The sequence below is a fragment of the Afipia sp. P52-10 genome, from assembly GCF_000516555.1.
In the GTDB taxonomy this organism is placed as follows: domain Bacteria; phylum Pseudomonadota; class Alphaproteobacteria; order Rhizobiales; family Xanthobacteraceae; genus P52-10.
Genome location: NZ_AZSJ01000003.1, coordinates 2,186,628 through 2,199,102 on the forward strand (window position 1 = coordinate 2,186,628; position 12,475 = coordinate 2,199,102).

Below are 12,475 nucleotides of genomic sequence, written 5' to 3' on the forward strand. Positions count from 1 at the left end.
CGACCAGGGAGTCTTGTCGGCGAGCGGCGGAGGGGCAGTGATCAACGTGAAGGTGGGATTGAGCGCCGCGCTTGCGGCGCTGCTGGCGGGCTGCGCCGTCGGTCCGGATTTCCGAACCCCCGATGCACCGCAGGTGGGGACGTTTCTGTTCGATCGGGCGACGGATTTGCCGCGCGGCGATACGGTTCAGGGGCGCACCATATTGCGCGGCGCGGAGGTGCCGGCGACGTGGTGGGAGCTTTTCAAGTCGCCTGAGCTCAATCAGCTCGTGCGCGATGGCATCGCCCATAATCCGGATCTCGAGGCCGCTGAGGCGGCTGTGCGGGTGGCGTACGCCAATGCGATGGCACAGCGCGGAGCGTTGTTTCCCTCGGTCGACGCCAATCTGGACGGCAATCGGCAGCGGTCCGCGGGTCAGCTCGTCGACGCCGATACCGGACGGGTGTCGAAGCTGCCCGCCTACAACGTCACCACGCGGCAAGTCAGCGTTTCGTTCGTACCGGATGTGTGGGGCGGCACCCGGCGCCTGGTCGAGGCGGCCGATGCGGAAACCGAGGCGCAGATGTTCCAGCGCGAGGGCGTCTATCTGACGCTTGCGTCGAACATCGCGCTGGCGGCGATCGAGGAAGCGCGCCTGCGCGGGCAGATTGCGGCCACCCGGCGCGTCATCGCTCTGCAGGTCCAGTTCCTGGGCATTCTGCGGCGGCAGCACGATCAGGGCCAGATCGCGCTGCCGGATGTCGTGAGCCAGGAGACTGCAGTCGCGCAGGCGCGGCTGCTGCTGCCGCCGTTGCAGAAGCAGCTTGCGCAGCAGCGCAACCTGCTGGCGACGCTGACCGGCCGTTTCCCGAACGAGCTGGACAAGCCCGTCTTCCGGCTGAGTGCGTTCCGTCTGCCACGGCAACTGCCGTTGAGCCTGCCGGGCGAAATCGTGCGCCAGCGGCCGGACGTGCGCACTGCGGAGGCGAACCTGCGCGCCGCCAATGCCCAGATCGGTGCCGCGCTGGCGGAGCGGCTGCCGCAGATCACCTTGACCGGCAACATCGGCAAGACGCGCTCCAATATGCCGGATCTGACGCCGAGTGGCGCGTTCTGGACCTTAGCGGGGGGCGTCGGCCAGAAGATTTTCGACGCGGGCACGCTGTACTACAAGCAACGTGCGGCGGAGGAGGCCACTCAGCAGGCGGTCGCGCAGTATCGCAGCACTGTCCTCATCGCCTTCCAGAATGTCGGCGACGTGCTGCGGGCCTTGCAGGCGGACGCTGCGAGCGTGCAGGCCGCGGCCACGGCTGAGCGCACGGCGGCGCGCAACATCGAATTGATCCGCCGCCAGTTCGATCAGGGGCAGGTCAGCGTGCCGATCCTGATCGTGGCGCAGGAGGCTTATCTGCAGACGTCGCTTGCGCACATCGATGCGCAGGCTTCGCGTCTCGCCGATACGGTTGCCCTGTTCCAGGCGCTCGGCGGCGGCTGGTGGAACAGGGCGGAGGTGATCGCCGCAGACGGCAGCCGCTCCTAAGCTGCGCAGGGTCGGCGCGTCGCTGCGCGCAACGCTGCCTTGCCGGACGCGCTTAGGAAACGCACGCCGGTTGAAGCGCCTGGAGTCGCCGGTTACGCTGCCGCAACAACAACGTTGGGGAAGCGTCCATGAAGCAGATCAGGATCGGCGACATCACCATCGATGCGGTGATCGAGCGGGAAGGGCCGTGGCGGCGGCCGCAGGACTTCTTCCCCGCCTATGACGAAGCGGTGTTCAAACATCACCTGCCGTCGATGGAGCCGGAGGTGTTCGATCCGGTCTCGGGCAAGATGGTCATCACCTATCAGACCTTCGTCGTGCGCACGCCCCGCTACACCATTCTGGTCGATACCTGCACCGGCGAGGACAAGGGGCATCCGCCGCCGTTCGACTTTCCGGGCAAGGAGCGCTGGCGCAACGAGCTGCACGCGCTCGGCATCAGCTACGATAAGGTCGATTACGTCTTCTGCACGCACCTGCATATCGATCACACCGGCTGGAACACGACGCTGCGCAACGGCCGCTGGGTGCCGACGTTTCCGAACGCGAAGTACATCTTCCACAAGAAGGAGTACGCCGCGTGGGAGGAGGCGCATGCGCGCGGCGCCAATCCGCCCGGCACCGTGTTCCGCGACAACTGCCTGCCGATCGTCGAAGCCGGGCAGGCGCTGCTGGTCGATGACGACTACGCGCTCGACGACACCATCACCCTGACGCCGACGCCCGGGCATTCGCCGTGCCATTGCTGCGTGAACATCTTCTCGCGCGGTCAGCGCGCGGTGGTCACCGGCGACATGATGCATCATGTGATCCAGTGCCGCGAGCCCGACTGGTCACCGCGCGTGGACTGGGATCCAAAGGCGGCCGCCGCCTCGCGCCGCTCGTTCCTGTCGTCGGTGGCCGATACCGATGTGCTGCTGCTGCCGATCCACTTCCCGACGCCGACCGTCGGCCGGGTGATCGGGGACGGCGACCGCTTCAACTACCGCTTCGAGCGCGAATAGCCCACGGGCTGAGGCTGCAAGGGCGGGCCCGCCGTTGCAGCCGTGTGCCAAGGGCGGCGAGGGAACCGCGGCCATGGCCGGCGCTCTCTATCGCTCTTTATATAATGAGTGTGCTGGGTAGCGCCGCGCGCCTTGAGCGAGGCGGCAACGAAGAAGTGTACCCGGTTCCCGGTGTCGCGCAGCCATGCTGCATCGCAAAATCGTGATCGGATAGCCCTGATCCTGCTCCTCAATCCGTCTTGACAAATATAATTGGAATACTGAATATCAGCAAGTCAATTATATATCTGGCAATTGTATCTGAGCCTGACGCCATGTCCGCGACAGTTACCGAACTTCCCAATCCACCGAAGCCGGCAGCGCCCGGCCCGGCGCCCGCTTCCGCACGGGGCGAGCCGCCGTCTCACCTTCGGCATGCGGTGCGCCGCCTCGCGCTGCCGTTCGTGATCGTGGCGGTGGCCCTCGCCTTCGTTGCGCTGGTCGTGCTGCGCTGGGATGCCTGGGTCGGCGGCCGTGCGATCCAGACCACCAACGACGCCTATATCCGCGCAGAGATGACACGACTGAGCGCGCGGGTTGCCGGCGCGATCAAGACCGTCGCGGTGCGCGACTATCAGCGGGTCAAGGCCGGCGACCTGCTGGTCGAGATCGATCCGTCCGACGATGCGGCGCAGGTTCGGCAGGCGGAAGCGGGCGTCGCCGGTGCCAAGGCGACGCTCGACAACCTGCGCAATCAGGTCGAGCTGCAATACGCCACCGTCGCCCAGGCCGAGGCGCAGCTGCAGTCGGCAACGGCGCACGCGACCCAGGCGCAACAGGAGCAGGAGCGCCAGCAGACGCTGATCCAGTCGAATTCCGGCACGCGGCAGAAGCTCGAACAGGCCGTCGCCGATCTCGCCAAGGCGCAGGCGGATGTGCGGGCGAGCCGCGCCGTCATCGCCGCGCAGAAGCATCAGCTCGACGTGCTCGCCGGCAACAAGAAGCAGCGCGAGGCTGATCTGCAGGCGGCGCAGGCCACCCTCGACGCGGCGCGGCTGAAGCTCGGCTACACGCGGATCGTCGCGCCGTTCGACGGCGTGGTCGGCGAACGGCAGGTGCAGGTCGGCGATTACGTCAACATCGGCACCAACCTGATGACCGTGGTGCCGCTGCCGAACGTCTATGTCACCGCTAACTACAAGGAGACCCAACTGACCCGGGTGAAGCCGGGGCAGCCGGTGGACATCACCGTCGATACCTTTCCAGACCTCGTCCTGCACGGCCATGTCGAGCGGATCGCGCCGGCCAGCGGATCGCAATTCGCGTTGCTGCCGCCGGACAACGCCACCGGAAACTTCACCAAGGTCGTGCAGCGCATTCCGGTGCGGATCGCGTTCGATGACGGCCAGCCGGAGCTTGCGGACCTGCGGCCGGGTATGTCGGTGGTGACGCGCATCCACGCCGATCTGACGCCGCAGCGGCAAGACTGAGTGCGGCGAGACGGAGCGGCGGCGATGTCGCAGATCGTAGTCAACCGTTCAGGTGGTGCAGGCGCAGGGCCGGTTTCGGTCGGTCGGCCCTCGCATCATCCCCTGTTCGCGGTCGGCGCGGTGCTGCTCGGCTCGTTCCTGGCCAGTGTCGACACCCGCCTGTTCAGCACCGGCCTGCCGGACCTGCGCGGCGCGCTGTCGTTGTCGTTCGACGAAGGCGCGTGGCTCGGCACCGCCGCGACCGCCTCGCAGATCCTGATCGCCCCGGCGGTGGCCTGGCTTGCCACGGTGTTCGGCATCCGTCGCATGTTCGTGATTCCGAGCCTCGTCTATGCGCTGATCTCGCTGCTGATTCCATTCTGCCATGATTACGCGCTGCTGCTGGGCCTGCATGTGTTGCGCGGTCTGCTGCTCGGCATGTTCGTGCCGGCGACGCTGATGATCATCTTCCGCAACCTGCCGATGGCATGGTGGCTGCCGGCGATCGCGCTCTATGCTTTCCGCGTCGGCTTCACCTTGAACACGGGTGTCTCGGCGGTCGGCTTCTATGTGCAGGAGCTCGGCTGGCAGTGGCTGTACTGGCAGGATCTGCTGCTCGCGCCGCTGATGGGCCTGTTCGCGCTGCTGGGAACGCCGCACGAGCCGGTGAATGAGGGGCTGCTCGAGCACGCGGACTGGGGCGGCATGCTGCTGTTCGGCGCGGGCGTCGCACTGATTTATGCCGGGCTCGATCAGGGCAACCGGCTCGACTGGTTCGCGTCGGGGACGATCGTTGCCCTGTTCGTAGCGGGCGGGGGGCTGTTGATCGTGTTCTTCGTCAACGAAGCGATCGTACGCGAGCCGTGGGCGAGCGCCGACGTGCTGTTCTCGCGCAACATCGGCCTCGGGCTCGTGGCGGTGATCGGCTTCTCGATCGCCAGCACCGCGAACGCGTCGCTGGTGCCGAACTTCCTCAGCACCGTTGCCCAACTCCGTCCGGAGCAGTCCGGCTGGCTGCTGACTGTCTGGGGCGCGGTGCCGATGGTGCTGCTGCTCGCACCGTCGGTGATCTTGCTCCGCTACGTCGATCCGCGGATCGTCATGGTGCTGGGGTTCAGCGCGTTCGCGCTCTCGAGTTACTGGGCGGCGACGAACCTCACCCACGACTGGTCGACCGGCGATTTCGCTCCGGTGGTGCTGCTGCAGGCGGCGGGATATGCCCTCACCCTGCTGCCGGTGGTGATGGCCTCGCTGGCGAATTCCAATCCGGCGCGGGCGACCACGTTTGCGGCCTATATCCAGGCATTCCGGCTCGGCGGTTCGGAGATCGCTGGGGCGCTGATGGCGACCTGGCTGCGGGTGCGCGAGCAGGTGCACTCCAATCTGCTCGGCCAGCACGTGACGCTCGGCGACAGCGACGTGACGCAGGCGCTGTCCCGGTTGACCGGCCGCTTCCTCGGGCATGATGCGGCAAGCGCCGCCGCACGCGGCGTCAGCATGCTCGCGAACCTGGTGCAGCGGGAGGCCAACGTGCTGGCCTATATCGATAGCTTCTGGCTGACGTTCTATGTCGCGGTGTTCGCGCTGCTGGTGGTCGCCCTGATGACCAAGGCACCGGCCGGACCGTTCTCGCCGCAGCCGTGGCCGAGGCCGGCACGGCCGCCGGTCGCAGCCTGAGCGGTACTGCGCTCTGCGCCAGCGGTTAGGGCCGATGCGGAACGCGGCTGGATTCGTTGTGCGCGTCGGCGACCTCGCGCAGCATCGCAACGAACGCGGCGCTGCGCTCAGCGCCGAGCGGCGCCAGGATCCGCTCCTGGGCCCGCTGCGCGCCGGGGCGCGCCGCGTTCAAAAGCTTCAGCCCCTTGTCGGTGATGGTCAGCTTGCGGGCGCGGCGATCGTCGGGATCGACCTTCCGCTTGATCAGGCCGCGCTTCTCCAGCCGCTCGACGGTGTTGGTGACGGAAGAACGGTCGAGCGCGGCGAGCTGCATCAGCCGGGTCTGATCCATGCCCGGCTGATCGGCGATCAGCACCATCGCGCCGAACTGCGCCGGCGTCAGGTCGCAGCCGGCGGTTTCTTCGAGGAAGATCGCCATCACCACCTGGCTGCAGCGGCGGAGCAGGAACCCCGGCGCCTGCATGAGTTCATCGGTCCCGACCAGCGACATCTGTGGCTCTGCTCAATGCCTCAACACGTATTTGTTGGATAGCTGAGCAATCTCCAGGCGTCAAGTCCGCGCGATCACGCTGCGTCGATTCCCCTTGGGAATCGGGCTCAAGCCGGAAGTGCGAAGCGGTTTTCCGATAACATCATGCTTGAACAACAAGCTAACGCGTGAGGATGATTCATCCCAATCTCATCGCTTTAGTCTCGTAATCCGCGCAAGGCGTGTTCCAGCGAGCCGGCGCACGCTTGCGCGCCGTCGCGGCGTCGAAACAGCGAATCGAGAGGCACGGTTCTCTTCGACGATCCGCTACGCCTGCAGGCTCGCGATATAGGCGCGCCAGCCGCCGAAGGCGGAGACGTCCTTCGCGCCGCGGGTGCCCTCGGCCTCGACGATGAAGCCCTTCGGCGTGGTGCCGTCGGCGAGTCGTGTGGTGCCGATGCCGAGCGGCGCGGGAATGCCGGCGACGAAGCTGCCGAGCGCGTCCGCTGTCAGCGCCCACACCTCGGCGGCGATCGCGTGGCCTGCGCCGTCGGCGACGCGCATCAGCCCCGGCCGGTATGGCGGCCCGCCGGCCAGCGCGTAGAGCGTGTAGTCGGGCGTGGTGTGGGCCGTGCGCAGCAATCGCGCGTTGCGGCTGGTGAGTTCATGGTTCAGCGGCATGCCCGACAGGTGCGCACCGACCACGGCGAGTTCGATCTCGCCCGCCGTCGCTGTGGCTATTCCCTCCGTCGCGAGCGGCACCGGTGCGCCGGTCGCGCCGATTGTTCCGCCCGCCGCGGCATGCAGCCGCGCGCCGATCGCTGCCAGCAGGCCGTCGCGTCCGTGCGGAGCGATCAGCGTGATGCCGGAGGGAAAGCCGTCACCGCGGAAGCGGCCCGGCACCGCCAGCGCACACAGGTCGAGCAGGTTGACGAAGTTGGTGTAGGTGCCGAGCTCGCTGTTCGGTCCGATCGGATCGGCGGCGAGGTCGGCGACGGTGCGCGGCCGCGGATAGGTCGGCACCGCCAGCACATCGATCGCGGTCCAGATCGGTTCGGTGCGGCGGCGCAGGTCGGCGAGCTTGTAGAGCCCGTCGAAGGCATCGGCCGCGCTATAGGCGGATGCGCCGCTGATGATCGTGCGGGTGACGGAGAGAATATCGTCGGGCCTGCGCGTGATCAGCTCCCGCACAGCATGATAGCGTTCGGCGACCCATGGCCCGGTGTAGAGCAGGCCGGCCACCGCGAACAGCGGCGCCATATCGATCGCCGTCAGCACATCACTGTTCAAGACCAGCTTGAGGTCGGCGAGGCTCGCATCGAACGCCGCTTCGGACAGCGCGTCGCCGCCGAACAGCCGGCCGGCACGGTCGGGAACGCCGACGCGCAGGCCGGGTGGAATCGTGCCGGGCGGACGGGGGATCGCTTCCGCGCGCGAGAAGCCGTCCGCCGGGTCATAAGCCTGCATGATGCGATATACCGTGTCCGCATCGCCGACCGTGCCGGCGAACACAGAGATGGTGTCCAATGTCCGGCAGGCCGGCACGAGGCCGCTGGCGGAGACGCTGCCGAGCGAGGGCTTCAGCCCGACGACATTGTTCAGCGCGGCCGGGACGCGGCCCGAGCCTGCGGTGTCGGTGCCGAGCGCGAAGCTGACGAGGCCGTGCGCGACGGCGACCGCCGAGCCGGAGCTCGATCCGCCGGGCACATAGGCTGCGCTGAAGGTGTTGCGCGGCACGCGATAGGGCGAGCGCACACCGACCAGGCCGGTTGCGAACTGATCGAGATTGGTCTTGCCGATCACGATCGCGCCGGCGTCGAGCAGCCGCTGCACGGCGAAGGCGTTGCGTTCGGGCGTGTAGGCGAATACCGGGCACGCGGCGGTGGTCGGCATGCCGGCGATATCGATGTTGTCCTTCACCGCGAACGGAATGCCCCACAGCGGCTTCGCGGCCGGATCGAACGGCGGCAGCTTGGCGGCGGCGGCGCGCGCGTCCGCCTCCGGTCGCAGGGCGATGAAGATGCCGGGATCGTCGGCGGCCGCGATCCGTCGATAGACATCGGCGATCACGTCGGCCGGCTTTATGCCGGCCGCATAGGCGGCATGAAGATCGCGGATGGTTGGGAACGCGGGCAGCATCATGTCTCTCTCGGCAATCTCTGACGATCTCGATCAGGTGGGCTCGACCAGCGCGACCACGTCGCCGGCGGCCAGTGTTTGACCCGGTTGTACGCGGACCGCGGCCACGCGGCCGGCGGCCGGCGCGACGATCGGAATTTCCATCTTCATCGATTCGACGATGGCGATCGGGTCACCCGGCACGATGCTGGCGCCTTCTTCGACCAGCACCTTCCAGACGCAGCCCGGCACTTCGGAGAACACCCCGACGCGGTCGTCGGGAATCTCCTCGGCATCGCGCTTGCCGCCGGCGGATGTATCGTCGGTGACCGCATCGAGGTTCTGCGCCTTCCAGCGCTGACGCTCGGCCTCGAAGGCGGCCTGCTGCGCCGTCTTGAAGGCGGCGATCGTATCGCGGTCGCGCGCGAGCCCCTTGGCGTAGTCGGTGTACGACAGCTCGCTCTGTTCGATCCGGACCGGATAACGGCCGAACGGAAACGCCTCGCGCGCCTCCATCAGTTCGTCCGCACTGACGGGGAAGAAGCGGATCTGATCGAAGAAGCGCAACAGCCACGGCGAGCCTGGTTCGAATTCCGGCGTCGTTCGCCAGGTGTTCCACATCTGGATGGTGCGGCCGAACAGCTGATAGCCGCCGGGCCCCTCCATGCCGTAGATGCACATGTAAGCGCCCCCGATGCCGACTGCGTTCTCCGGCGTCCAGGTGCGTGCTGGGTTGTACTTGGTGGTGATCAGCCGATGCCGCGGATCGATCGGCGTCGCCACCGGCGCGCCGAGATAGACGTCGCCGAGGCCGAGCACCAGGTAACTCGCGTCGAAGATGATCCGCTTCACCGCCTCCTCGTCGGGAAGGCCGTTGATGCGGCGGATGAACTCGATGTTCGATGGGCACCATGGCGCATCCGGCCGCACCAGCTCCTGATATTTCCGCATCGCCAGCACGGTCTGCGGGTCGTTCCATGACAGCGGCAGGTGCACGATGCGGCTCGGCACCGTCATGTTGTCGATCGGCGGCAGCGTGCGCTCGATCTGGGTCAGCGCGTCGAGCAGGCGCTGCCGCGACAGCACCGTGCCGTCATAGTGGACCTGCAGCGAGCGGATGCCGGGCGTGAGGTCGATCAAGCCGGGAAGCTGCGCCTCCTGCACCGCCTGCATCAGCACATGCACCCGCAGCCGCAGCGCGATGTCGAGCTCCATCGGGCCGTATTCGATCAGCAGATTGTCGTCGCCGGCGCGGCGATAGACCACCGGCACCGGACCGTCGTCGCTGCGCGCCACCACGGCCGCGCCGATCGGACGATCGGCGATCAGCACCGTCGGCGCCGCGATCGGATCGGCCGGTCGCTGCTCGGCGACGAAGCGTACCGTGTCGCCGGGCTTGAGCTGGCCGATCTTCCAGAGCTCGTCGCGCGCCACCACGGCCGGACAGACGAAGCCGCCGAGACTCGGCCCGTCGGGTCCGAGGATGATCGGCATGTCGCCGGTGAAGTCGATGGCGCCGATTGCGTAGGCGTTGTCGTGGATGTTGGAGGGATGCAGGCCGGCTTCGCCGCCGTCGGCGCGAGCCCAGCGCGGCTTCGGGCCGATCAGGCGGACGCCGGTGCGAGCGCTGTTGAAATGCACCTCGTAGGTGGCGGAGAACAGCGTCTCGATATCCTCGTCGAGAAAGAAGTCCGGCGCGCCGTGCGGGCCGTAGACCACGCCGAGCGTCCAGCTGCGGGTCAGCGCCGGTATCTCGTCGCCGGCCAGTGTGCGCGGCACACCGGTCGCGGCATCGCCGATGTGCAGCACCTCGCCGGCCTTCAGCACGCCGGTTGCGTGGCCGCCAAACGCGCCGAGCGTGAACACCGCGCGCGAGCCGAAGGTCTCCGGCGCATCGATGCCGCCGCGGATGGCGAGGTAGCAGCGCTGACCTGGCCCCTTGATGGCGCCGATGGCGAGCATCTGTCCGGCGCGTACCGACACCGGTTTGTTGTGATCGATGGCGATGCCGTCCAGCGTCGCGGCCATCGCCGCGCCGCAGAGGCCGATGATGCTGTCGGTGTTGAAGCGCAGCGTCGGTCCGTTGACGGTGAGTTCGAGCGCCGCCGTCGTCTCGGGATTGCCGACGATGGCATTGGCGAGGCGGAACGAACGCTCGTCCATCGGCCCGCTCGGCGGCACGCCGACATGCCACAAGTGCAGCCGTCCCGGCAGCTCCTGCACGCCGGACTGCGCCCCCGGCGCGATCACGTCGATGGTGTTGGGGGTGAAGGCGAAGCGGCCGAGCACGTTGGTCGCGACGCGGCCGGTGTCGAAAGCCTCGGAAGCCGCCACCTCGCGCAGGTAGTCGAGGTTGGTCTCGATGCCGCTGATCGCGGTGGCGTCCAGCGTCGTCTTCAGCTTGGCGATCGCCTGCTGTCGCGTTGCGGCCTGAACGATCACCTTCGCCAGCATCGGATCGTAGAACGGCGTCACATCGGCGCCGGTCTCGATCCAGCCGTCGATGCGCGCGTCCGATGGAAAGCTGACCCGGGTCAGGCGGCCTGCGCTCGGGCGGAAGTTCGCGTGCGGATTCTCCGCATAGATGCGCGCTTCGATCGCTGCGCCCTTCGGTGTCAGGCCGGGCAGCCCCTTGAGCGGGTCGTCGCCTGCGGCCTGCCGTACCATCCATTCGACCAGATCGACGCCGAACACGGCTTCCGTCACCGGATGCTCGACCTGCAGACGGGTGTTCACTTCGAGGAAATAGAATTCCTCGCGCGCCACATCGTAGATGAATTCGATCGTGCCGGCGGACTCGTAACTGACGCTCCTGCCGAGCGCGACTGCCGCCGCGTGCAACCGCCGGCGAACGTCGTCGCTGAGGTTCGGCGCCGGTGTCTCTTCGATCACCTTCTGGTTGCGCCGTTGCAGCGAGCAGTCGCGCTCGCCGAGCGCCACCACGTCGCCCTTGCCGTTGCCGAAGATCTGCACCTCGATATGGCGCGCCTCGGCGATGAAGCGCTCGAGGTAGACGCGGGCATCGCCGAAGCTCGCGCCGGCCGTGCGCTGCACGGTGACGAAGCGGTCGCGCAAGGCATCTGCGTCGTGGCAGAGCTGCATGCCGATGCCGCCGCCGCCGGCCGTGCTCTTCAGCATCAGCGGGAAGCCGAGGCGCTCGGCCTCCGCCATCGCCTGCTCGACATTGTCGAGCAGGCCCGAGCCCGGCAGCAGCGGCACGTCGCTCTGCTGCGCCAGCTCGCGGGCGCGGTGCTTCAGGCCGAACATCTCCAGATGCTCGGGGCGGGGACCGATGAAGCGGATGCCGCGCCTGGCGAGTTCCTCGGCGAAGCGGCGGTTCTCGGACAGGAAGCCGTAGCCCGGATGCACCGCCTGCGCGCCGGTCTTCAGGCACGCATCGATGATCGCGGCAATGTTGAGGTAGCTCTCGGCGGCCGCCGCCGGGCCGACGCGTACCGCCTCGTCGGCATCGAGCACGGGCCGGGTGAAGCGGTCGGGATCGGAGTAGACGGCGACGGAGGCGATACCCATCCGGCGCAGCGTGCGCCCGATCCGGCCTGCGATCTCGCCGCGGTTGGCGATGAGGACTTTGCTGAACATGCCTCAGCCCTCCTGCGCGTCATAGATCACCACCCGGATCGGCGTCGGAAAGAAGCCGTTGCAGGGGTTGTTGATCTGCGGGCAGTTGGAGATCAGGCACAGCACGTCCATCTCGGCGACCATCTCCACGTAGTCGCCGGGCTTCGACACGCCATCGACCACGGTGAAGTTGCCGGACGGATCGATCGGCACGTTCATGAAGAAGTTCAGGTTCGGCACGATGTCGCGCTTGGTGAGCCCGTGCTTCATCGCCTCGATCACGAAGTTCTCGCGGCAGGCGTGCTGGTAGCGGGTGTGGTGGCCGAAGCGCACGGTGTTGCTCTCGCAGGAACAGGCGCCGGCGGAGGTGTCGTGCAGGCCGCAGCTGTCGGCGGTCATGCGCAGCATGGTGCGGCCCTCGTTGGAGACGATGGCGGTGCCAGTGCTGACATAGGCCGCGCCTTGCGCGCGTAAGGTATCCTGGCTGCTGTAGCGCTCCTGCAGGTCGGACGCGTTGTAGAACAGCGTGTCCACCGCCTGCTGGCCGTGGCTGTCGATGATGCGCAGCGTCTGGCCTTTCTTCACGATCGCCGACCACGGCGCGCGTGAGGGGATGTCCTGGTCGAGAACGATGCGGGCGGAGGCGGGAATCGCGGGCATG

At 67.5% G+C, this 12,475-nt stretch carries 8 protein-coding genes; 4 read left to right on the forward strand and 4 right to left on the reverse strand.

The window, feature by feature from the left end:
• Nucleotides 1-37: 37 nt before the first annotated feature.
• The 4 genes from X566_RS11645 (at nucleotide 38) to X566_RS11660 (ending at nucleotide 5,648) form a co-directional block, all read left to right on the forward strand.
• On the forward strand, nucleotides 38-1,519 hold the full coding sequence (locus X566_RS11645) for an efflux transporter outer membrane subunit (protein ID WP_244434725.1): 1,482 nt from the start codon (nucleotides 38-40) through the stop codon (nucleotides 1,517-1,519).
• 128 nt (nucleotides 1,520-1,647) lie between these two features.
• Nucleotides 1,648-2,523 carry an MBL fold metallo-hydrolase gene (locus X566_RS11650; protein ID WP_034466376.1) on the forward strand — a complete coding sequence of 292 codons (876 nt, stop codon included), beginning with the start codon at nucleotides 1,648-1,650 and terminating at the stop codon, nucleotides 2,521-2,523.
• A 314-nt stretch (nucleotides 2,524-2,837) separates the two neighbouring features.
• On the forward strand, nucleotides 2,838-3,992 hold the full coding sequence (locus X566_RS11655; protein ID WP_081740148.1) for an HlyD family secretion protein: 1,155 nt from the start codon (nucleotides 2,838-2,840) through the stop codon (nucleotides 3,990-3,992).
• A 24-nt stretch (nucleotides 3,993-4,016) separates the two neighbouring features.
• Complete coding sequence (locus tag X566_RS11660) at nucleotides 4,017-5,648, forward strand: MFS transporter (RefSeq protein ID WP_051444200.1); 1,632 nt, start codon at nucleotides 4,017-4,019, stop codon at nucleotides 5,646-5,648.
• A 25-nt stretch (nucleotides 5,649-5,673) separates the two neighbouring features.
• On the opposite strand, the gene X566_RS11665 is transcribed toward X566_RS11660, so the two are convergent.
• The 4 genes from X566_RS11665 to X566_RS11680 form a co-directional block, all read right to left on the reverse strand.
• Nucleotides 5,674-6,138 (reverse strand): MarR family winged helix-turn-helix transcriptional regulator, encoded by a 465-nt coding sequence (locus tag X566_RS11665; protein WP_034466377.1) that lies wholly within the window; start codon nucleotides 6,136-6,138, stop codon nucleotides 5,674-5,676.
• Nucleotides 6,139-6,444: 306 nt separating this feature from the next.
• The gene (gene atzF, locus X566_RS11670; protein WP_034466378.1) at nucleotides 6,445-8,259 is read right to left on the reverse strand and encodes an allophanate hydrolase; all 1,815 of its coding nucleotides are present in this window, start codon (nucleotides 8,257-8,259) and stop codon (nucleotides 6,445-6,447) included.
• Nucleotides 8,260-8,289: 30 nt separating this feature from the next.
• Nucleotides 8,290-11,835, reverse strand: coding sequence for an urea carboxylase (gene uca, locus X566_RS11675; RefSeq protein WP_034466379.1), 3,546 nt, complete (start codon nucleotides 11,833-11,835; stop codon nucleotides 8,290-8,292).
• Between the two features lie 3 nt (nucleotides 11,836-11,838).
• Nucleotides 11,839-12,474: an urea amidolyase associated protein UAAP2 gene (locus tag X566_RS11680; RefSeq protein WP_034468422.1), complete on the reverse strand. Its 636-nt coding sequence runs from the start codon at nucleotides 12,472-12,474 to the stop codon at nucleotides 11,839-11,841.
• Nucleotide 12,475 lies beyond the last annotated feature (1 nt).

Coding starts and splice junctions, on each gene's coding strand:
- X566_RS11650 (WP_034466376.1), top strand. CDS start 1,648: ATGAAGCAGATCAGGATCGGCGACATCACCATCGATGCGGTGATCGAG.
- X566_RS11655 (WP_081740148.1), top strand. CDS start 2,838: ATGTCCGCGACAGTTACCGAACTTCCCAATCCACCGAAGCCGGCAGCG.
- X566_RS11660 (WP_051444200.1), top strand. CDS start 4,017: ATGTCGCAGATCGTAGTCAACCGTTCAGGTGGTGCAGGCGCAGGGCCG.
- X566_RS11665 (WP_034466377.1), bottom strand. CDS start 6,138: ATGTCGCTGGTCGGGACCGATGAACTCATGCAGGCGCCGGGGTTCCTG.
- atzF (WP_034466378.1), bottom strand. CDS start 8,259: ATGATGCTGCCCGCGTTCCCAACCATCCGCGATCTTCATGCCGCCTAT.
- uca (WP_034466379.1), bottom strand. CDS start 11,835: ATGTTCAGCAAAGTCCTCATCGCCAACCGCGGCGAGATCGCAGGCCGG.
- X566_RS11680 (WP_034468422.1), bottom strand. CDS start 12,474: ATGCCCGCGATTCCCGCCTCCGCCCGCATCGTTCTCGACCAGGACATC.